The organism is Bacteroides sp. HMSC067B03 (assembly GCF_001811315.1).
GTDB classification, from domain to species: Bacteria; Bacteroidota; Bacteroidia; order Bacteroidales; family Bacteroidaceae; genus Bacteroides; species Bacteroides faecis.
The window spans coordinates 166,211-188,780 of record NZ_KV804450.1; the positions used below are offsets into that span (position 1 = coordinate 166,211).

The window sequence follows — 22,570 nt, forward strand, 5'->3', positions numbered from 1 at the left end:
TCTTATGGACGGTTTCAATGAAAAATCAAACGAAGAGGTAGAACAGCAGCAACCATTAGGATGCCTGCATCGCTTCTCAAAAACAATCAAAATTGTGATTATCGGAGGATTAATTATTCTTCTGATGATACCTATGTTTATGATCGAAGACCTCATCTCGGAACGAGGACGCACACAGGAAGAAGCAATTAACGAGGTAAGCGAAAAATGGAGCCTTGCACAGACCGTCACCGGACCGTATCTGAATATCCAGTATCCGGTCGTTACGGAAAACAAAGGGGAAAAGAAAGTATCTATCAAAGACCTGATGTTATTCCCTGACGAACTTTCAATCAATGGCCAGCTAAAAACAGAAATACTCAAAAGGAGTATCTATGAGGTCAATGTATATCAGTCGGAGCTCACATTGAAAGGTTCATTCAGCTCGGAAGAACTGAGAAAAAGCAGAATAGATATAGAGCAACTACAATTGGACAGAGCTGCCATTTGCCTGAACCTGACGGACATGCGGGGAATCAGCGAGCAAATCAGCATTGCTTTGGGAGATTCTGTTTATATCTTTGAACCGGGAATGGACAACAGGGGATTAAGCAGTACAGGTGTGCATGCCATCGCTAATCTGTCGGAGTTGAAGACGAACAAGAAACTGCCTTATGAGATAAAAATAAAACTGAAAGGTTCTCAATCTCTAAACTTTATCCCACTGGGGAAAACAACTCGTGTTGATCTGAAAGCTAACTGGAGCACCCCCAGTTTTACAGGCAATTATTTGCCTAATAACCGGAATGTCACAGAAAAAGATTTCTCGGCTCAATGGCAGGTTTTAAATCTGAACCGTAACTATTCACAGGTCATGATGGATTACAGTGGTGCCAATATTAAAGAAGTGGATAATTCCAGTTTTGGTGTCAACTTTAAGATTCCGGTAGAGCAATATCAACAATCTATGCGTTCCGCCAAATATGCAATTCTGATTATCCTGCTAACGTTCGGAGTAATCTTCTTCACAGAAATCATGAATAAGACCCGTATCCACGCTTTACAATATTTATTGGTAGGTCTGGCATTATGTCTGTTTTACAGCTTACTACTCTCCTTCTCCGAACATATCGGTTTCAACCCGGCATATTTAATATCGGCTGCATTAACCATTATGTTGGTAGGAGGATACATGTTTGGTATCATCAAAAAGAAGAAACCTGCACTGACCATGTCCGGATTGTTGAGCATCCTTTACCTTTATATCTTTATTCTCATTCAGCTGGAGACCTTCGCTTTACTGGCAGGTAGTTTGGGATTGTTCTGCATTCTGGCATTAGTAATGTACTTCTCTAAAAAGATAGACTGGTTCAATGAATAGGAATGCCTGGATGGCAATATAAACAGTCTTAACATGGTGACACTATCCCATTGTTATGGTGTCACTATATCTGTGTGATGGTGACACTATGACAGCAGGATAGTGTCACCATGTTTTTGACCGTCAATACAACCACCCGATCACTATACGGCACAAAACATCACCGCCGATAATTCCTACTAGTGCAACTGTCCACAACTGCCAGCTCTTCAGGTTGCAAGATACCTTCAATGCGTTAAACATCCATACAAGCATAACGATCAGAAAGGGTAATCCCAGCAACGACAAAACCACCGCTTGCAAGAAATAAGGTTGTGCCAGCAGCTTTTCGGGTGACATGTTCATATCCATTTGAGACAACATTCGCATAGGCGGCAATAAACTAATTAAACTCATCACCAGTAACGGTAACTGGGCAAACAGCACAGTGCCCAACACATCTACTATACGAATGTGGGAATGTGACAAAAAAACACCTCCAAGAAAGAACAGTAACGCAGGAATCAGCCACACGATCAAATGCTCCGCCAAATAACACCACCAAGCCGGATTGGGAGCAGGACCGAAATGAAGCAATCCGTGATAATGATAACCGGATATCCAACAGATCCACGTAGAAACAGCCAGACCTAAAACTCCCCAGCCCAATGCTTTCATACCGGCAATCCGAATGAACGGATTTACGATTTGTTCTATTACCTTATTTCCCATCATACATCCATTTTTGTTAGTTTTTCGATTAAATCATCCAATATATTTCGAACAGTAGGGTAACTGACTCCTATATTTTTTGCCATATCTTTCAAACTGCCACTCGATTTTACAAAGTCGAGTACAAACTGCTGTTCCTTTTCCGACAGCCGTGCCAGCAGAGGCAGTTCAAAATTACCGCAAACCTCTGTATTACACTCTTCGCAAAACAACCGGTTCACTCTCAAAGGAGCATCACATGCCGGGCACTGTAATGGTAAACGCTTCTTTATCTCCCCCATATTACTTTGGTTTCTTTATAAATGAACTGACAGAAGATATTAAAATGGTATTCACAGGTAACGAAGGATTAGTATAAACAGCAAGTTGCTGTTGCTGATCCGTCACATCACAATCTTTCAAAACATGATTCATACGATCGATCAGAAGGAATCTGGCAGCAGGACAAGCCTTCTTCAATAGTTCCGCATCTTCCACGGAAACTTGAATGTCAGTTTTCCCCTGTACAATCAGAACGGGTACTTTCAAAGCAGCAATAATAGTCTGAGGATTATATTTGTACCATGAAATAAGGTATGGCTGAACAGAAGCACGAAACAACGATTGTAAATACACAGGAACATCCGTCACCTCTTTACCACCCTTCAGCGACTCATTAATGGAAGCCACTTCTTTCAGCATCGCTTCAGGTAACTTCTGAGCGGCAACCTGAATTTCTATCAATTCATAAGCCGGACGCCCGGCTCCCGCCAACGAAACAAATCCCTTTACTTTCGGACGGTCCTTACAAGCCAACATACCAATCAACGAACCTTCGCTATGACCAACTACCGTAATACCGGTGAAACGACGGTCCTTTGCCAAATAATCAATCCATCCGATCACATCATTCACGTAATCTTCAAAACGTAGTTTTACCTCCTCCTTTCCGGCAGCAGCACTACTTGCTATCCCCCGCTTATCAAAACGCAAAGATGCGATGCCATTCTTCGCCAAACCTTCAGCCAGAAACTTCAACGAGTTATTCTTCATGTTACCAACAGCTGAATTTCCATCCATGTCAGTTGGTCCCGAACCAGCTATCAATAATACTACCGGCCATACTTTCCCTTCATCAGGAAGCAGCAGCTTTCCTTTTATATCCCCCTCTTTTGTATTCAAGACTACTGCTTGCTCTTCCACAGGAAGAATCTGAGCCTGACATAAAAAGCTACACAAGGATAAGAAAAGAGCTAAAGTAAGAGAGATACACTTCATATGATTTACATTTAGATGATTTAATTTATCACAAAAGTAATCACAAAAACGAATAAAACAAATAATTATTTGAATATAATTAAATCTATATTTAATTATATTCAATACTAATTGAATTTATAGTCACTTTTGTGAGTTATAATAAGACGAATATTTAAGAAATCATATGTTCCACATAACTTTTTCATATTTGAATATTGTTTTTAATGATTAAATAAAATCGGTTCTTACTACCCTGAAACCAACATTGACATAGCCTTGCGTACCCGTTCTTACGACATCCGATTTTTCGCTGCGACAATCATCACGGTCAGAGTCCCAACTACCACCTTTGACAATATACAAACCATCTGCGTTCGTGGATGAAATCCATTCCCAGCAACTGCCCCAGAAGTCAATACCTCCACAAGCACCTGTGGTTTGATTGCCGTAACCGTATATGATTTATAAATACTTCACGAGTAGAACAAATATAATATGGGACACTGGTCTTCCGATTAATGCCCCATTTTTTTATAATTCCGCTTATATTATTATATTTCTTGTTTCATCCACACAATCGGATAGCCTAAATCTCTTTTGATAGCTTCCATTTCCGCACTATGCCACATTTCATGTTTGAAGCTCCATGCCAGTACTTCATACTTTACTTCTGCTACCGGATGTTTAAACGGAAGAGGTTCCAAACAATCGGATAAGATATCATCATTTAATGTTTCCAAGCTACTGATACAAATTTGGTGAACAATCTCAAACTCTTCTTTTAATTTAAGTACGGGAATCATATCTTTTTCTATAGAACGGTGCATGGTTCCCATTCCATTAAATATTCTGTTATATTCTTTAATAGGCAACAGCTCTCCTACTTTCTTATTTACTCCTGTCACAGCAGTCATAGTATGAAAATTCTGCGAAACCAATAAATGTCCCACCTGCCAGATGAAATTTGAATCCGTACCCTCGGGAATCACATACCATAAATCTTCCGGCAATTCGGACATCAAACGTTTCACAAAAGCGCGAGCCTCTATCATCTGCTCTTTTAAAAATTCAATTTTACTCATAACTATATGTTTTTAAATTATACATATAGTTAGTGAAAACACACATGAGGTTTGTGACAACTTACAGCAAAAATCTCTCCCAATAATTTTTTCGAGGCAACTCTTTTTCAAATTTCCGGTATAAATCTGCCAGCCTCATCATTCTCTGCACTATTGCGTATTCCTTATCCATATCAATGGAATGTACCGGTTTACAAATACGACACTTACAGGTACCACCGGAATTATACAACGGACAGGTATCATTCATAAAAAGAGTGATTTTTTGAATTGAACGGTTATAGATTTGCCGTACATTGCTTTCTTTCAGTTCCATTATCGCACTGATTTGCCGATAGGGCAACCCTACATTTTCTCTAAAGATAAAAATCAGTCGGGCATCATTATTCAGACAATGATTCAGAGCAGTAATACACCAGTCGCATCTTTCCTTTATCCATTCCCGCTTTGCCTCTTCCTCACCGGAATATTCGATTTCAGGCAACGAACGGAAATATTCTACCTCGGTCATCTTCATCTGCCTTTCACCTTCCGCATACCTGCCGATGGTACGCCGGGCAATAGTATATATCCATGTAGAAAGTTCCGAATCGCCTTTAAAACTATGGAAACTTTTGCAAAGTTCATACCACACTTCCTGCGCCGCTTCGCGGGCTATTTCTTTATTCTGAATCATCCGGTGTGCAATCGTGGAAATCATATTCCCATATTCTTCCACCAACCGGTTTACATCCATTTCCATTACAGAGTAAACACTAAAATGTCTTTTTCAGATACACCATATCTACCAGTTGTTCACCGTCTTCATACATAGGGTGGTCATAATTGTCGGTAAAAAAGTTCTCTACCCGATGAGAGATGGTGAAGCCACAATGTTCGTAGAAAGATCTCGTAGAAGGCACATCTCCCGTGCCAACCAACATTTCAGAGCACCTCCCTTGATAATGTTCAAATAAAAATTGAATCAAGCGTTTACCGTATCCCTGTCGCTGGAAAAAAGAGATCGTAGCTATATTCTTAATTTCGTAAATCCCCTCCCCTTCACAGGTGACGACACAGCACGCTTTCAACCCGTCATCATACAGGACAAACATATCACCACGTTCCAGATAACGGTCGATCATACTTTCCTGTTCATCAGCCAGCAGCAACAGTTCCAAAAACTCTTTTTTATCAGAAATTACTTTTTTTATCTCCATATTGTAAAACTTTGAACATCTTATCAGTATCTTGCAAAGGTATAAAAATTCACCTGATAAACAATTTCTCGAAAGTATATCTTGAGAACCGGTCCAGCCGGTCCCTGCTCTGATATAAATGCTGAAATTGAGAATATCACATTCTAAGAATATACAGATACAATCAGACAATCGTCCAAATCAATAGAAAAATAATACAATGCGTTTGTTTTCTCCTATTATTATCGTTTACTTTGTTGGCAAATTTTAATCGTAGAATCATGAAAAACCTGTTATTAGCAGTCTTGCTCTTTTGCACAAACACAGCTGTTGCACAAGGTACCATAGAAGATTACCGCCGCGCTTACTCATCAGGAGAAAAATTCAGTGCCAACAAAGTATTCTATTCCAATGTGAATCCGGAGTGGATTGATGAAACACATCATTTCTGGTATGTGCGAAATACTCCCGAAGGACGTCTCTATGTATTAGTGGATGCCGACCATAAAAACAGGAAAGACTTGTTCGACCACAAACTTATGGCAACGGCTTTAAGTGAAGCATCAGGACGTAAAATAGAATCGACTTCTCTTTATCTGGATCGTCTGTCAGTCAATAAGAAGTTGGATACACTACGTTTCGTCTTCAACAATCATCGATGGATGTATGCCATCAACACCAATCAGCTGACAGACGAAGGCACTCTGCCGGCTCCACACAAACAACGCCACTGGATGGAAACTGACGACGAAAAAACAGCAACTCCCGTCTCCTCTCCTGACAGGAAATATGTAGCATTCACTAAGAATCATAATATATATGTAAAGGAAATAGCCACCGGAAAAGAAAGACAGTTAAGTCTCGACGGTACTTTGGGAAATTATTACTCAGCCTATATCCGTTGGTCTCCCGACAGTAAAAAAGTGGCTTCCTGCAAGATCCGCCCGGTAGAAAAACGCTATGTATATTATGTTGAATCCTCCCCTGCCGACCAACTTCAACCTAAACTCCACAAACAAGAGTATGCCAAACCGGGAGACGAACTTCCATTTAGGATACCCTGCATTTACGAAGTAGAAACAGGACACGGTGTGATTCCATCAACAGATTTATTCTCTCAACAATATTATCTTACGAGTCCCGAATGGAATAAAGACAGCCAAGCCGTTACCTTCGAATACAACCAACGCGGCCATCAGGTTTACCGGGTATTGGAGCTTTCGGCTACAACAGGAAAAGTACGTCCGTTAATAGAAGAAACAAGTGATAAATACGTCAATTATTCCCGCCATTTCCGCCACGACTTGCAAGATGGAAAACGGATGATATGGATGAGTGAACGTGACAACTGGAATCATCTGTATATGTATGATCGCACCACAGCCCAACCTGTTCATCAGATAACCAAAGGCGAATGGTATGTACGTGATATTCTTCGTGTAGATGAAACGAACCAACTTATTTATTTTTCGGCAAATGGTGTACAGGCCAATGAAGATCCCTACCTGATCCGTTACTATCGTATCGGCTTCGATGGCAGAAATCTCACTTGTCTCACTCCGGAAGAAGGAATGCACAACGCATGGTTTTCCAAAGATATGCAATATCTGGTCGATGTATATTCAATGGTAGACAAAGCCCCCATAGCCGTACTCCGCAATGCTGAAAACGGAAAAGTCATCATGCCACTCGAAACTGCCGATATCAGCCGTTTGATAGCGGAAGGCTGGAAAGCCCCCGAAGTATTCACAGCCAAAGGACGTGACGGGAAAACGGATATGTGGGGAATCATCATTCGTCCCTCCAACTTCGACCCCGCCAAGAAATACCCTGTTCTGGAATACATCTACCAAGGGCCCGGCAGCCAATACGTCCCCAAGAATTTCATCCCCTATAACTATTATATGAGTGGTATTGCCGAACTCGGTTTTATTGTTGTAATGGTAGACGGTATGGGAACTTCTTTCCGTTCACGCAGTTTCGAAAACGTGTGCTACAAGAATCTGAAAGATGCCGGGTTACCCGATCATATCGCCTGGATAAAATCTGCAGCCCAAAAGTATCCTTATATGGATATAGATCGTGTCGGAATATATGGTTGTTCCGCAGGTGGACAAGAATCAATGACAGCAGTACTGTTTCATCCGGACTTCTATAAAGCAGCATATTCAGCCTGCGGTTGCCATGATAACCGCATGGATAAAATCTGGTGGAATGAACAATGGCTGGGATACCCCATTGGGGAGCAATATAAAGAAGGATCGAATGTTGAAAATGCCCATCTGCTTAGCCGTCCGCTAATGCTGGTAGTAGGTGAAATGGATGATAACGTAGATCCGGCTTCCACCATGCAGGTAGTGAACGCTCTGATCAAAGCTAATAAAGATTTTGAATTAGTCGTCATCCCCGGAGCCCATCATACGATGGGAGAAAGTTATGGTGAACATAAACGCTATGATTTCTTCGTGCGCCATCTGCTAAATACAACTCCACCGGGATGGAATGAAATAAAGTAGCATCCGTCTTCACTATGGATTATCAGGCGCAAATGAAGTCCTGTTTGTTTTCATTTGCGCCTAATAACACAATTGCCCTGACTGATCAGCTGCCTTTCCTATGCTCCAGAATCGTATCCATATTTTCTAAAGCCCAGCCAACCAATCCTTCAAGATGAGGAATTAAAGTTCCTCCTGTATCTGTCAGGTAATACTCTACACGGGGAGGAACTTCTGCATATATTTTCCGTTCAACCAAGCCGTCAGATTCAAGCGTACGAAGAGTAACAGTTAACATCCGCTGTGAAATATCCTCTATCGTTTTATGAATATCACTAAAACGCATCGTGCCATTGGCATTCAAAGTAATGAGTACCAGCATCGACCATTTGTCTCCCAAGCGGCATATAACATCTCTTACGGGACAATTCCCTGTCGGGTGAAAGTTTTTCATCTTTTAACGTTTTATATATTGTTGAGTTTCAGCAATAGTTACTTCCATGTAACTTCCTTATTCTGAGGTTCGTTATTGTATTTCTCAATCAAGGTAGATACATTTGCATCACAAAAGTAATAAACTTACTAAAAATAACTATTGTTTCACTCTAATAATGATGATTATGGCAAAGAAAGTAGCAGTTTTAGCAGTTAATCCGGTAAATGGGTGTGGTTTATTCCAGTATTTAGAAGCTTTTTTCGAAAACGGCATTCCATATAAAGTATTTGCCGTATCGGATACGAAAGAAATCAAAACTAATTCAGGAGTTACCCTGACAGTAGATGATGTAATAGCCAATCTAAAAGGACATGAGGACGAATTTGACGCACTCGTATTCTCTTGCGGTGATGCAGTACCTGTATTCCAGCAATACGCAGACAAGCCTTACAATGTAGACTTGATGGAAGTCATCAAGACCTTCGGAGAAAAAGGAAAGGTGATGATCGGGCATTGTGCCGGCGCCATGATGTTTGACTTTACAGGTATAACGAAAGGCAAAAAAATAGCTGTTCACCCGCTAGCCAAACCGGCAATTCAAAATGGAACCGCCACGGATGAAAAATCGGAAATAGATGGCAACTTTTTTACTGCACAAGATGAGAATACGATCTGGACAATGTTACCAAGAATCATAGAAGCATTGAAATAACCCTGGCAGTACATCTTAGAAGAATTCTACACAAAAGAAGAATGATTCATGCAATTGGATTATTAAGTCATTCGTTCCTTTAAAACCAACGGCCCGTTGCACACCGAGAAACGGGTCCTTGGTTTTAAACCAACAGGGTGTTGGTTTAAAAGGGAAAAAACAATACTCATATAGTATTAAGAACCAACGACTTACAAAATCCGCTTCCCACTCACCAATTTTCCCAATCCGTTCGTCAATAAAACACAACAATGAGCAGGTAACTATTGATAAAAAACAGATAGTACCCATTCCATACACCTACATATGGCGATTACTCTCTATAGCTAAGAAAAAACTGCTGTCACTCCTTCTGTTTTCGTATCAAAATAAAGAATAACGGACTATTACAAAAAAATAGTAAAACATTATTATCTTTCAAAAGTTTGTATATTAGCGACCTGAATATTTGAAAAGAAAAACGATACACATGCAACGTATCTAACCTTAGGTATAAACAGTATATGAACAAAGAGAAACAAGGATTTAGCGCATTTTTACTTCATTTTCTAGAACGATTGAACAGTGATAAAACTATCGAAGCAAAAATCACAGAATCGCTAACTGATATTTGTAAATACTATGGGTTTAAAAATTGTCGGTTTTGCAAGCCTCCTTGTCGAGTCAGACAGCAAAGAAGAGCGCCGGGAATACATTAATATTATGCAAGAGAATACAGATTTGCTGTTACAGTTAATATCAGATATTCTGGATCTATCAAAAATAGAAGCCGGAACTCTTGAATTCACGATGGACCATCTCAATGTCAAGAGCTTCTGTGAGGATATTATGCGCAATTACGACATAAAGGAGGACAAGGCAGTACCCGTTCTACTTGCTTCCAACCTTCCAGATTACTGCATTTATACAGATAAGAAACGTTTAATGCAGGTTATCACCAATTTCATCAACAATGCTCTCAAATTCACCAGTGAAGGTCAAATTCTTCTTGAATATCATCTGAACGAAAATAGTCAGACAATCGAATTTTCCGTGACAGATACAGGGATGGGCATCGCTCCGGACAAAAAAGAACATGTATTCGAGTGTTTTGTGAAATTGAATTCTTTTTCGAAAGGAACGGGGCTGGGATTGTCCATCTGCAGAAGTATCATAGATCATCTCGGCAGTCATATCGGGGTAGAATCCGAACAGGGAGCCGGTTCTCGCTTTCGGTTTACGCACCTATACAACATAAAAGATGAAATTCTTTAGTTAATATTTTCATTTTATCATTTTTTGAAGGGATATTATCGTTTTTCAGATTGTTTTTACTACTTTTGTCCATATCAAATCAACCATTAATTATTAAATCGAGCACAAACAGACCTCTTTATGAATATAAAAAAACATCTGCTACTGTTTTTTCTATGTTTCGTATCTATTACCCCTATTTTAGCGCAAAGAGACCACATAGATATCTCAAATTACATTTTGTGTATCAATTCCTATGCAGAATCTGCTCCATGGAGTAATCGGATGATCTCCGCTATATCAGAATATGTACAAAAAGTTCCCCAATTAACTTTATATGCGGAACATATGAATATGCTAATGATTGATACCGATACCACCTTGAAGGAATTCAAGAATCTTATTCAGGAAAAATATAGTAAACATCATCCACGTTTACTGGTATTATTGGGTAATTCAGCTCTATTGCTGCGCGACGAATATAGAGAACTATGGGGGGATATTCCTATCGTATTATGTTCGGAAGAAAACTATATAGGCTCACAAGAAGTCTATATATGCAAGCAACCGATTGTAAAAGCCGACTGTATACCACTCTCTCAACTGGCCGATCCATACAACTTGGTTCATTTATACTCTAACCTCTATCTTCAGGAAAACATACAACTAATATCTCATATAGTCCCCGATATGAAGAAATTTATATTTATCGGGGATGAACGGCAAATCAACCAAACCAATAGCATTGAGATACAGAGCAAGTTGAAAACCATGAATCCGGACATCGAATATCAGTTCATCACTCCGAAGAAATGGACAACCAACCAATTACTGGATTCATTGTATTTTATCGATCCGAATACAACAGGAATACTATTTGCTTCCTGGCTCTATAAAACTAAATTTGCGGGAAATACATACTTAGCTTCTAATGCCTACAAACTTATCGTGACAACCAGCGCCCCTATTTTCACCCTCAATATGGCCGACATTACCGAGGAAAACGGAGGTATGATAGGTGGCTATACTTACAATCAGAAACATTACAATCAGCAATTGATTCATATTGTCTCCGAAATACTTAATGGAAAGCAGGCACGGGAAATTCCTTTCTATACACCATCGGACGGTGTGCCCATCATTAATTATACTATCTTGCTTCGTAAAGGATACTCCCCCTCCATGTGTCCGCCCAACACCTGTTTTCTAAACAAACCACTCACTTTTTGGGAACAGAACAGGTACTTTATTATAGGAACACTTTTCTTCATTCTATTATTGGCATTATTTTTTTTCTATCGTATTCATAATCTGAATATCATCAAAAAAGCACAGCAAAAAGAGATCGAAGCAATGGCAAACTATAAAAGCCTGATTAATAATATGCCTATTCTATATATGCAGGAAGAAGTGATTACTGACAAAAACGGTACTCCTATAGAATTGATTTACCGTAATGTGAATGCTCACTTTGAAAAGAAATTTTTCCGCAAAGAGAAAGTTATCGGAAGAAAAGCGAGTGAAATATTCCTTGAGTCAATGCCCCCATTCTTACACTTCACTCAAATAGCTTTGTCTGAAAATAAGATAATAACTTTTCCCTATTATTTCAAGAAAATAAATACTTTCTATGACATTGTGCTCAAAGCGAATCCTCAAAACAAGATGATCGATGTATTCTGCCTGGACAGTACGGAATTACACAGGGCACAACAAAAACTAAGTACTATCAATAATAAGCTAGCCATGTCACTCGATGTGGCAAACATTGTACCCTGGAAATGGGATTTGCAAAGCAAAACAATCCTATGTGACATCAATAAACCGATAGAGCTAAGCACACAAGGAAAAGACATTAATGAAGATCAATTGGCTGTTCCGGACAATCAATATTTTTCCAAGATATTCAAAGAAGCCCGAAAACGGGTAGAACAAGCTTATCAGAACCTGATAGAAGGTCATTCGAAAAAAGTGAAAGAAGAGTACCGTGTGATCAGCACACAAAACGGATTTCATAGAATAGAATGGGTGGAAGCCCAGGCAGCTGTTGAAACGCGGGATGAGAACGGCAAACCGTTAACTTTGATAGGCTCCTCACTCGTTATTACCGAACGGAAAAAAATGGAAATGGAATTGATCAATGCCAAAGACCGTGCCGAAGAATCTAATCGTCTGAAGTCCGCCTTCCTCGCCAACATGAGTCACGAAATTCGTACTCCATTAAATGCTATCGTCGGCTTCTCCGGCATATTGGCCTCTACGGAGGAAGAAGAGGAAAAACAGGAATATGTCAGCATCATTGAAAACAATAATACCCTATTGTTGCAACTCATCAGTGACATCCTCGACCTATCCAAAATAGAAGCCGGAACATTGGATTTACATTATTCCGATATTGAACTCAATGATTTAATGAAAGATCTGGAAAACAGCTGCCAACTGAAACTCAAGTCGGATACTGTAAAGCTGGAATTTGTAGCTCCTGCAGAACCTTGTTTTGCACATATAGAAAAAAACAGGTTATCCCAGTTAATTATCAATCTTATAACCAATGCCATAAAGTTTACACCTCAAGGCAGCATCCGGTTCGGATATGAACACCAAAACGATGAGCTCTATTTTTACGTAACTGACACAGGTTGCGGCATCCCCCAGGATAAACAAGAAAGTATCTTCGGACGTTTTATAAAATTGAATTCCTTTACACAAGGAACAGGATTAGGGCTCTCAATTTGCCAGACACTCGTTGATCATATGGGTGGTAAAATCGGAGTGGAATCAGAAGAAGGAAAGGGGGCTACATTCTGGTTTACATTGCCTTACAAACAAGCCGAAACAGTAGAAAAGCCTCTCCCGAAGAAAACACAGACGATTTTCATAGAAAAGGACAAACTGATCATTCTGATTGCTGAAGACAATGAAAGCAACTATAAGTTATTCGAGTCTATTCTAAAATACGACTACCATCTGATTCATGCCTGGGACGGTCAGGAAGCTGTGAATATGTTCAAAGAATATAATCCGCAAATCATACTGATGGACATCAACATGCCCGTTCTGAATGGATATGAAGCAACTAAAGAAATTCGCAAATACTCCGCTAAGGTACCGATTATTGCAGTCACGGCTTTTGCATACGCTTCGGACGAACAGCAGGTAATGGAAAGTGGTTTCGACGGTTATATGCCGAAACCAATCAATGCCCGTCAGTTGAAGGCACAACTTACAGACATTATGCAAAAGCGCATTATATTGCTATAAAATGACTAATAATTCAGCCACATCCTGAATGAAGCCATTTTGTCTTTGCTCACCACGATCTTATCTTTGAAAGGTGGTTGCACATGAACAATCGCTTTTCCCAAGAAGTAGGATTCAATACGCTGAATGGCATCAATACAGACCAATGTCTGACGGTTCGTTCGGAAAAAGTGATCCGGGTCAAGTTGTTCGCTCAATCGGTCTAATGCCAGATCAATAAGATACTCACGATTCTTATGAGTCACGGCAAAGGTGAGCTTATTCTCTGAGTAGAAGTAGGCGATATCACTCACTTGCAAAGTAAAAAGCTTCTCACCACCGGAAATCAGGAAACGGGTACGATACTTTTTCTGTGCTGAAGAAGAAGCTTCCTGTACAACAGAAAGTTGCTGCAATATTTCCAGCATCCGGCTTTCATGGTTGAAATCATGAATATAATTCTTTGTCAACCCTTCAAAACGAAGAATAGTCTGCATCAAACGGTCCTCATGGATTGGCTTTAAGAGATAGTCAATACTATTCACAGAGAAAGCACGTACGGCATATTCATCATAAGCTGTAGTAAATACAATCATGCTCTCCGGGTGCGCTTGTTCTATAAAAAGGAAGGAATTACCATCCGTCAGCTGAATATCCAGAAAGAGAATATCCGGATGAGGATGTTGTCCGAACCATTCTACCGCCTCTTCAATGTTACCGGGCAACAACTGAACTTCCCAATCGGGACGAAGAGACAATAATGTATCCTTAAGCAGACGGGCTGCCGGAATCTCATCTTCTATGATGGCTGCTTTTATTTTATTCATAGAGCAAAGGTATTTTTACGGTAAACTTCTGTAAAGTGTTTTCTACTACTATATCACGATTGCACAACAATCTATACCGGGCAGCAAGATTCTTCAATCCGGTCCCTGAAATTGTTGCTGATTTTTTAGCCTGCATCCGGTTACTGACTACCAGTTCCCTTTCCTTTTCCAGATAAAACAGTTCAATAGTCATTGGTTTCCCCATATGAATCACATTATGTTTTATTACATTCTCCGCCAGTAACTGAATCGTAAGCGGGGGAAGTTGAGCTTCCAGACAGGCTTTCGGAATACGGTTATCTATATGGATGCAATCCCCTAACCGTACTCGATGCAAAAAGATATAAGAGTTCAGAAATTCCAGTTCTTCCCTCAATGTTGTCAGTCGTTGATTCTGGCACTGAAGAATATAACGGTACACATCGGAAAGATGCTGGGTAAACAACTCCGCATTTGCCGGATTGTATCGAATTTCCGAAATTAATGTATTCAGGCTATTGAATAGGAAATGAGGATTCAATTGGTTCTGAAGAGCCGTATATCGTGCCGTATTATTCTCTTTCTGCAAGGCAGCCGCTTCTTGCTGCAACTTCAATGTATTCCGCATGGAACGATTAGCCAGCAGCAATCCTAAAATGACAAGCTCTACCAGCCATACAGTAATAAGAATCCGCCATCCTCCGTTGGGAAACGTAAACGGATGGGAAGCTCCTGCCAATAATTTGGCAGTTACCATCAAACCGTAGTTCAGCAAAAAAAACATCCCCATTACGACCATATAGACCGAGACCAGCTTCCAACACCGATGCAGATTCAGCGCATACTGATTGTCGATCCATGAACTTAATCTGATAGTGGTATATCCCAGCACATTAAAAGCCAATATAAAAAATCCCAGTGTACTGACTGAATGTAATATATCAGCAACCCGATCAGAGAAGGTTGCATAATTGATCAGTAACAGGAAAGAGAATATACCCAACCCTGAAAACAGCACTACATATAATAAGGTGTTCAACTTTACATTCATATAGTCGGCTCTTTTCATACAAAGTTAGCGCTTTTTATCGACAATCATATCCGTGAAGAGCTTTTATTAACTCCGAATAGTGTCCTTGTGCCGCAGCTTTGGCCTGCACATAATTCACCTGCGATGTCTGCCGATAGGTTTGCGCATCAATCACCTCCACCACTGAAACCTTTCCTTCATTATAACGTTCTATGGCTTTCGCTTCATTTTCTTCTGCTTTGGCCAATGAACTTTCACTTAAACGGACCCGCTCAATGGCTTGTGACAATGCTTTACGTGCCACGCCTATTTCCAGTTCCACCTGATCCATCACTTTATTCAAATTATCTTCTGCCATACCTATCCGAAAAGAAGAAGCACGTTTCTCACTTTTACGCTTTCCCCACTCGAAAATGGGTACGGAGACTTTAGCATAAACAGCATAATTGGGGTCCAGATCTTTCTTGAAATTATATCCGGGAGAAGAGTAACTTCCGTCTATACCCACATAAAACTGAGGTTTGAACTGCGAATCATTCAACTTCTTTGTACTCTCGGCCATACGAATCCGGTCATAAGCTATTTGGATCTCAGGACGTGTCATGCCGGCAGACAGCCACGTAGAATCTTCGACCACCACCATCGGTATCTGCGAATCCAGCTCCGTATGATGTTCCAGCTGAACGCCAATCATAGAATTCAATGCCATGCGCCCTGTTTCAAAATTACTTTGTGCCTGAAGCAACTGATATTCCGCCTCATTCAACTTTACTTCCGCCATCAGTAAATCTTGCGGATCAACAAGCCCTACCTCCACCCTTTCTTTGATTGTCTGAACCAAAGCTGCTATAGAGTTACGAAAATCTTCGGCAACAGACACAATCTCCTGCCGGGCTACGGCACTCCAATATTGAATATCAGTCTGATAACAAACGGCGTCATTCAAAGCCCTTGCCTGATTGGCAGCCAATGATTGCTGATGCTGTGCCATGCGAATGGATTCCAGCACGCGTCCGCCCGTATAGATCGGTTGCACGATAGACAGAGAGCCACCATAGTTTAGCTGCCTCCCTTCTACAGTTCTCGATAATCCCAAAGAAGGGACGTCCAAAGTCAGTTCCAGCGGATTCTCTGTATACTGAAAATTAGCTGCTCCGGAAAGTTTCGGTTTCAAATCTGCCCGGGCTGATTTTTCCACTTCCACACTGGCGGCTATGTTCTTTTCTGCCGCCTTCAAGTCGTGATTGTAATCCAGTGCCATCGTCCGGTATTTCTCAAGCAAAGGACTCTGTTGGGCAAAAGCAGATAAAGGTCCCAGAGCAAAGCCGCAAAACAACAAGCTATATATTCTTATTTTCATCTTTATTTTCCTTTTACTTTATAAAACATTGAATATAATGCAGGGGTGACAAACAAGGTCAGTCCCGTAGCAAACGTCAGTCCGAAAATAATAGTAGCAGCCATTCCGCCGAAAGCAACATCGAACAATAACGGAACCATACCGAGGATGGTAGTAGTAGCTGCCATCAATACCGGACGAGTTCGGGAAACCGTAGCCTCAACAATAGATGTATACAGATCAATTCCGGTCCGGTGCTGCACATTTATTTCATCAATCAGTACAATCACATTTTTAATTATCATCCCAAGCAACCCCAACCAGCCGGCTATCGGGAAGAACCCAAAATCGAAACCAGTCAAAAGCATCCCCACCGCAATGCCTATCAAAGACAAAGGCAGGACACAAAGAATAATAACCGGGTCACGGAAATTACCGAACAGACAAACTAAAATAACAACCAATGCAAGAAATGCCAGCGGGAAATATTTGGCAATAGCCTGCATCGCCTCCCCCTGATCCTTATACTGGGCATCCCAAAAGAAAGTATATCCTTCGGGAAGTCGGATATTCTCTATTTCTTTCCGGATTTCTCCGTGTACTTCCGCCATCGTATGCCCCGGTTTCACGCCGCACATTGCAGCCATTGACAACTGACGGTTATAGGTTCTCACCTGTGGAAATTCCCATGTCGTCTCTACCCGCTCCGTTACCTGCGAAAGCGGAGCCGACCTTTCTCCATTCCATATGGAGAAGTCTCCTAAAGAATTAGCGTCCATTATATCCACATTACCCGATTTCAAAAGAACGGGAACTTTCTTTTCATTATCCCGATAGACACCGACAGGCAAACCATCATTAATTGACTTCACCGACTCCATCATCGAAGCTTTTGTAATCCCCAATGCTCCGGCTTTCATCGGATCATACACCGGACGAATTATCATCGACATATTTCCCCATTCATTCCGGGCATCCGCAACCTTGGGATTTCGCCTCATCACCTCAACAGCCTGTCCCACCAGCGAATCGAGTACGGCAGGGTCCGGTCCGAGAAAACGGGCTTCAATCACCGCCTCCGTCAATGGACTCAACTCGAATTTATTTACTTTAATCAACGGCTCCGGATACTTCAACGAAATAGAATCCTGCAAACGGGCATGCAACTGACGGGAAAGTTTCGAAGTCTTGCATTTCACCAGAATCTGTGCATAGTTGGATTGAGGCCCAAAGGAGACGTTTGACAGATAATAACGCGGCGGAGTGCGCCCTACATAAGTCGAGACCATTTCCGTTTCTTCCTGTCCACGGATATACGCCGCCATATCCATCACCATCTTATCTGTTTCTTCAATCCGTGTCCCTTCGGGCAGCCACATATCCAATGTAAAATACTGCTTATCCAAAGCAGGGACAAAGACCTTCGGAATAAACTTGAAACTCCATGCCGACAACACCAGCATAACGACCATACATCCAATCGTCGCATACCGGTGACGAATCACCCATCTTAATGCAGAACGGAATTTATCATAATACTTGCCTGCAAAAAGAGCCGCCTTAAGTTCGTCGGGTCTCGGCCGACGGACAAACTCCTGTATAAAGAACGGAGTCTGTGTCAGCGCAAAGACCCAACTGAACATCAGCGAAACGCCGATAACTACAACTAAGGATGACAATAACTCGCCGGTAATATGCGGCGAATAATAAATAGGCAAGAAGGTCAGAATCGCAATCACTGTTGCCGCCAACAGGGGCAATGAGGTCGAAGAACAAGCGCGTAATATAGCTACCCGTTTACGCATCCCCCGCTGCATATTGACCAAGGCCGAATCAGAAACCACAATAGCGTTATCTACCAGCATTCCCATGGCAATGATAATGGCGGCAAGTGACATACGCTGCAATGCAATTCCTTGCGAAAACATCACAATCAACGTAGCAAAAATAGAAAACACCAATCCGCTGCCAATCAGAATGCCATTCTTGAACCCTATGAAGAACAACAGAATAGCTACTACTGTCACAACAGATATGATCAGATTCAGGATAAATCCTTGATTGGCTACCGCCGATTCATAACCCTGGTCATAAATCGTCTGCAACTCAAACCCTTCGGACATTGTTTCTGTAAAACGGTCAATCACCAGTTTCACCGCCTCTGCCATATCGACCACGTTCCCTGTAGGAATGGTAGAAATAGCAATCCCCACAGCAGGCTGACCGTTAATCCGCATTTTATTGCTTGGAGGTGTCTGATAGCTATCCTGAACCTCCGCAATATCAGCCAACCGGAAATGTTCACCTGTACGTGATACGATAGTCATATTCCGAATATCATCCAGAGAATAAAAATTTCCGGTAGACTCAATCCGTATCCTGTTTACACCGGCATCAATTCCCCCGGCATCCACCACTCTATTCTGCGCATCGAAAGCACGCGAAATATCCGCAGTCGTAATTCCGCTCCGTGCCATAACAGAGGGATTAAGAATAACATCAATCGTTGGAGACTGTACACCGTAAATCTCGACTTTTGCCACATCTTTCACTCTGAGCAGCTCATTCTTGATAAGCTTCGCCTGATTTTCCAGTTCCCGGTAAGAATATCCTTCCCCCGTCAGACCATAGAAAACACCCAGCACATCCCCAAAATCATCATTTACCACGGAAGGACCTGCTCCTGCAGGAAGTTTCGACTGCACATCATTGACTTTCCGACGAAGTTTATCCCACAATTGCTGCATCTCGTCTGCCCGGATTTCCTTCTTCACATAAACAGTTATTTTAGATAATCCTGCCCGATTCTCAGTTTTCAGATAGTACAACTCTCCTAATGACTGTATCGATTCCTCCAATACATCTGTCACCTGAGACTGCACTTCGGAAGGAGAAGCCCCCGGATAAGGAGTCATCACCAATGCTTGCTTGATAGTAAACGGGGCATCTTCCAGTTTTCCCATTTTGACATAAGAAAACAATCCTCCTCCCAACACTAATACCAGCAGCAGAATAGTCACCGACTTCTTCTGCAAGAAATATTTCACCAATTTCATCTTCTATTTACTTTTGAGCAGTAACCGGTTTGTTTTCTTTCTGAGAAATGATATCCACAGGCATCCCGTCCGAAAGAAAACGCAATTTACTCACAGCTACCTGATCTCCTGCCTGCAGTCCACCCTTCACTTCCACTCTTCCATTCGGAAGTAATTCACCTAAAACGACTTTTTTCTTCCACACTTTCCCTGTCGCATGATCCACCATCCAGACATAATCTCCTTCAGTAGGACGATGATTAAGAGCCGTTTGCGGAACAGTCACTATGGGGACAGATGACAAAGAAGGAAGATCCAGCAACATTTTCCCTGAGATACCGGCAGGCCATTCCCCTTGTTTATTGGGCAACAGTGCCGTCATAAGGAAAGAAAGGTTATTGCGCGTCGTACTCTTTGAAATCTCTATCACTTTTGCCGGATATACGACTTCGGGACAAACATCAAAACGAATTCCTACTTCCTTGATCTCCTTCGCCTGAAATGCGATTTCCTGAGTCACATACGCTTCTATCTTCAACTGGGTGATATCGATAAAAGAGACGACAGACTGAGTTGCTTTCACATCCTGATATTTTTCAATATATACTTCCCCTATATATCCGTCAAAAGGGGCGATCAGCCGTGTATCTTCGAGTTCATTGACGGCTGTTTCATAAGCCGTTCTGGCAGAAGTATAGTCTGCATGCGCTTTTTCATAGGCACTGGCAGATAAGTTGTCTTTCTCATACAACACTTTGATTCGCTCGAATTCCGCCTTTGCCTGATGATAAATAGCTTCGGCACGTTCCTTACGAATACGAAAATCACGAGAATCAATTTCAGCTATAATATCTCCCCGGTGATAGAAGTTACCTGCATACACTTCAAAACGGTCAATCGGTCCACCCACCCGAAAAGAGAGTTCAGTCTCCTTGAACGGCTTGGAAATGAATGAAAATTCACGCTCTGCAGAAGGAACATGAATTGCCGCTTCCGCCACTTTTACCCGTACAGGCTCGTTCGTTTTCTTCTCTCCTTTACCACACGACGTGAGCAGGCAGAGACAAAAAACACATAATGAAAATTTAGTCGTTGTCATTCTATTCTACATTAGTTACGTTGTCAACGGCACGAAAGTAACGGAAAGAGGAAAAAAGAGAAGGAATTTAATTTCTGAAGCGGAAAAAGAAAGAGCCCAAACGGAAAAAGAAAAGATGAAAAATTGAGCCTTTTATCCTACTTATGTGTTTCCTTACTATCTTTGCAGTTCGAATGTATACCATAATATCAATTTATGACAGAAGAAAAAATACATAAAGAACGTCATGGTAACTGGTGGGCACTGAGTCCGTTACTCGTATTTCTTTGCCTCTACCTGGTTACTTCCATTCTTGTTAATGACTTTTATAAAGTACCTATCACCGTTGCTTTCCTCGTCTCTTCCTGCTACGCAATTGCCATCACACGGGGATTGAAGCTCGAACAGCGAATTTACCAGTTCTCAGTAGGAGCCGCCAACAAGAATATCCTCCTGATGATATGGATTTTCATTCTTGCCGGAGCTTTTGCACAAAGCGCCAAGCAGATGGGAGCCATTGATGCAACCGTCAATCTGACACTGCACATCCTCCCTGACAATTTACTATTGGCGGGTATATTCATAGCCGCCTGTTTCATCTCATTATCCATCGGCACGAGTGTAGGCACGATTGTAGCCCTTACCCCTGTTGCTGTAGGTCTGGCCGAAAAGACTGAAATAGCCCTTCCATTCATGGTAGCAGTCGTTGTCGGAGGTTCTTTCTTCGGAGATAACCTGTCATTTATATCCGACACGACCATCGCCTCTACCAAAACACAGGAATGTGTGATGCGCGATAAGTTTCGGGTCAATTCCATGATTGTGGTTCCGGCAGCAATTATCGTGCTGGGAATCTATATTTTCCAAGGGTTATCCATCACTGCACCCACACAAGTACAAACGATCGAATGGGTCAAAGTGATACCTTATATTATAGTACTGGGAACAGCCATTGCCGGAATGAACGTGATGCTGGTATTAATCATAGGTATCCTGACAAGCGGTATCATCGGTATAGTTACCGGAAATTTTGATGTATTCGATTGGTTTGGAGCAATGGGAACGGGTATCACAGGTATGGGAGAATTGATTATTATCACCTTGCTGGCAGGTGGTATGCTCGAAACGATCCGTTATAATGGCGGTATCGATTTTATCATCAAAAAGCTGACCCGCCACGTCAACGGAAAACGTGGTGCGGAACTGAGCATTGCCGCTCTGGTCAGCATCGCTAATCTATGTACCGCCAACAATACAATTGCCATCATCACAACAGGACCTATTGCCAAGGATATCGCACAGAAATTCCACCTCGACCGTAGAAAGACCGCCAGCATCCTTGATACTTTCTCCTGTCTGATACAAGGTATTATACCCTACGGAGCACAAATGCTGATTGCCGCAGGATTAGCCAACATCTCTCCTATCAGTATCATCGGTAATCTCTATTACCCGTTCACCATGGGAGCCTGTGCCTTGCTCGCCATCCTGTTCCGATATCCGAGGAGGTATTCGTAAGAAAAAAAAGGAAATATTTGTCAATCAAAAGAAAAGCTGTATCTTTGCACCCGCTATTACGAGTTAGTAGCATAATTC

General features: G+C 41.5%; 17 protein-coding genes and 1 pseudogene. 6 read left to right on the top strand and 12 right to left on the bottom strand.

Features of this window, described 5'->3' with window-relative positions:
* Positions 1-4 precede the first annotated feature (4 nt).
* Positions 5-1,360, top strand: coding sequence for a cell envelope integrity protein CreD (creD, locus tag HMPREF2794_RS22395; protein WP_055269650.1), 1,356 nt, complete (start codon positions 5-7; stop codon positions 1,358-1,360).
* Positions 1,361-1,483: 123 nt separating this feature from the next.
* On the opposite strand, the gene HMPREF2794_RS22400 is transcribed toward creD, so the two are convergent.
* The 6 genes from HMPREF2794_RS22400 to HMPREF2794_RS22425 form a co-directional block, all read right to left on the bottom strand.
* A complete protein-coding gene (locus HMPREF2794_RS22400; protein ID WP_070752777.1) occupies positions 1,484-2,071 on the bottom strand; it encodes a hypothetical protein in 588 nt (195 codons plus the stop codon).
* Positions 2,071-2,352 (bottom strand): DUF2089 family protein, encoded by a 282-nt coding sequence (locus HMPREF2794_RS22405; protein WP_010538484.1) that lies wholly within the window; start codon positions 2,350-2,352, stop codon positions 2,071-2,073. The genes HMPREF2794_RS22400 and HMPREF2794_RS22405 overlap by 1 nt, the downstream gene beginning before the upstream one ends.
* A gap of 1 nt (position 2,353) precedes the next feature.
* A complete protein-coding gene (locus HMPREF2794_RS22410; RefSeq protein WP_070752737.1) occupies positions 2,354-3,328 on the bottom strand; it encodes an alpha/beta hydrolase in 975 nt (324 codons plus the stop codon).
* A gap of 533 nt (positions 3,329-3,861) precedes the next feature.
* Positions 3,862-4,392: a DinB family protein gene (locus tag HMPREF2794_RS22415; RefSeq protein WP_070752739.1), complete on the bottom strand. Its 531-nt coding sequence runs from the start codon at positions 4,390-4,392 to the stop codon at positions 3,862-3,864.
* Between the two features lie 61 nt (positions 4,393-4,453).
* On the bottom strand, positions 4,454-5,134 hold the full coding sequence (locus HMPREF2794_RS22420; protein ID WP_010538487.1) for an RNA polymerase sigma factor: 681 nt from the start codon (positions 5,132-5,134) through the stop codon (positions 4,454-4,456).
* Between the two features lie 13 nt (positions 5,135-5,147).
* Positions 5,148-5,591 (bottom strand): GNAT family N-acetyltransferase, encoded by a 444-nt coding sequence (locus HMPREF2794_RS22425; protein WP_055269644.1) that lies wholly within the window; start codon positions 5,589-5,591, stop codon positions 5,148-5,150.
* A gap of 260 nt (positions 5,592-5,851) precedes the next feature.
* On the opposite strand from HMPREF2794_RS22425, the gene HMPREF2794_RS22430 reads away from it, so the two are divergent.
* On the top strand, positions 5,852-8,086 hold the full coding sequence (locus HMPREF2794_RS22430; RefSeq protein ID WP_070752741.1) for a S9 family peptidase: 2,235 nt from the start codon (positions 5,852-5,854) through the stop codon (positions 8,084-8,086).
* A gap of 85 nt (positions 8,087-8,171) precedes the next feature.
* On the opposite strand, the gene HMPREF2794_RS22435 is transcribed toward HMPREF2794_RS22430, so the two are convergent.
* Positions 8,172-8,519, bottom strand: coding sequence for a winged helix-turn-helix transcriptional regulator (locus HMPREF2794_RS22435; protein WP_010538490.1), 348 nt, complete (start codon positions 8,517-8,519; stop codon positions 8,172-8,174).
* 166 nt (positions 8,520-8,685) lie between these two features.
* On the opposite strand from HMPREF2794_RS22435, the gene HMPREF2794_RS22440 reads away from it, so the two are divergent.
* From HMPREF2794_RS22440 to HMPREF2794_RS22450, 3 genes and pseudogenes are all read left to right on the top strand, one after another.
* Positions 8,686-9,213 carry a DJ-1/PfpI family protein gene (locus tag HMPREF2794_RS22440; RefSeq protein WP_022301164.1) on the top strand — a complete coding sequence of 176 codons (528 nt, stop codon included), beginning with the start codon at positions 8,686-8,688 and terminating at the stop codon, positions 9,211-9,213.
* A gap of 633 nt (positions 9,214-9,846) precedes the next feature.
* Positions 9,847-10,467: pseudogene (locus HMPREF2794_RS22445) on the top strand (sensor histidine kinase); the annotation flags it as partial.
* 120 nt (positions 10,468-10,587) lie between these two features.
* On the top strand, positions 10,588-13,707 hold the full coding sequence (locus HMPREF2794_RS22450; RefSeq protein ID WP_070752743.1) for an ATP-binding protein: 3,120 nt from the start codon (positions 10,588-10,590) through the stop codon (positions 13,705-13,707).
* Positions 13,708-13,712: 5 nt separating this feature from the next.
* On the opposite strand, the gene HMPREF2794_RS22455 is transcribed toward HMPREF2794_RS22450, so the two are convergent.
* From HMPREF2794_RS22455 to HMPREF2794_RS22475, 5 genes are read right to left on the bottom strand one after another with little or no spacing between them, the layout of a single operon-like run.
* Positions 13,713-14,513, bottom strand: a complete 801-nt coding sequence (locus HMPREF2794_RS22455; protein ID WP_010538494.1) for a LytR/AlgR family response regulator transcription factor — start codon at positions 14,511-14,513, stop codon at positions 13,713-13,715.
* On the bottom strand, positions 14,506-15,561 hold the full coding sequence (locus HMPREF2794_RS22460; RefSeq protein WP_055269638.1) for a sensor histidine kinase: 1,056 nt from the start codon (positions 15,559-15,561) through the stop codon (positions 14,506-14,508). Before HMPREF2794_RS22460 ends, HMPREF2794_RS22455 begins: the two co-directional genes overlap by 8 nt.
* Before the next feature lie 16 nt (positions 15,562-15,577).
* Positions 15,578-16,882, bottom strand: coding sequence for a TolC family protein (locus tag HMPREF2794_RS22465; RefSeq protein ID WP_055269636.1), 1,305 nt, complete (start codon positions 16,880-16,882; stop codon positions 15,578-15,580).
* Positions 16,883-16,884: 2 nt separating this feature from the next.
* On the bottom strand, positions 16,885-19,917 hold the full coding sequence (locus tag HMPREF2794_RS22470; RefSeq protein ID WP_070752745.1) for an efflux RND transporter permease subunit: 3,033 nt from the start codon (positions 19,915-19,917) through the stop codon (positions 16,885-16,887).
* Between the two features lie 7 nt (positions 19,918-19,924).
* Positions 19,925-20,995, bottom strand: a complete 1,071-nt coding sequence (locus HMPREF2794_RS22475) for an efflux RND transporter periplasmic adaptor subunit (RefSeq protein WP_070752747.1) — start codon at positions 20,993-20,995, stop codon at positions 19,925-19,927.
* A 195-nt stretch (positions 20,996-21,190) separates the two neighbouring features.
* Here HMPREF2794_RS22475 and HMPREF2794_RS22480 point away from each other — a divergent pair, with 195 nt between their 5' ends.
* The gene (locus HMPREF2794_RS22480) at positions 21,191-22,492 is read left to right on the top strand and encodes a Na+/H+ antiporter NhaC family protein (protein WP_070752749.1); all 1,302 of its coding nucleotides are present in this window, start codon (positions 21,191-21,193) and stop codon (positions 22,490-22,492) included.
* Positions 22,493-22,570 lie beyond the last annotated feature (78 nt).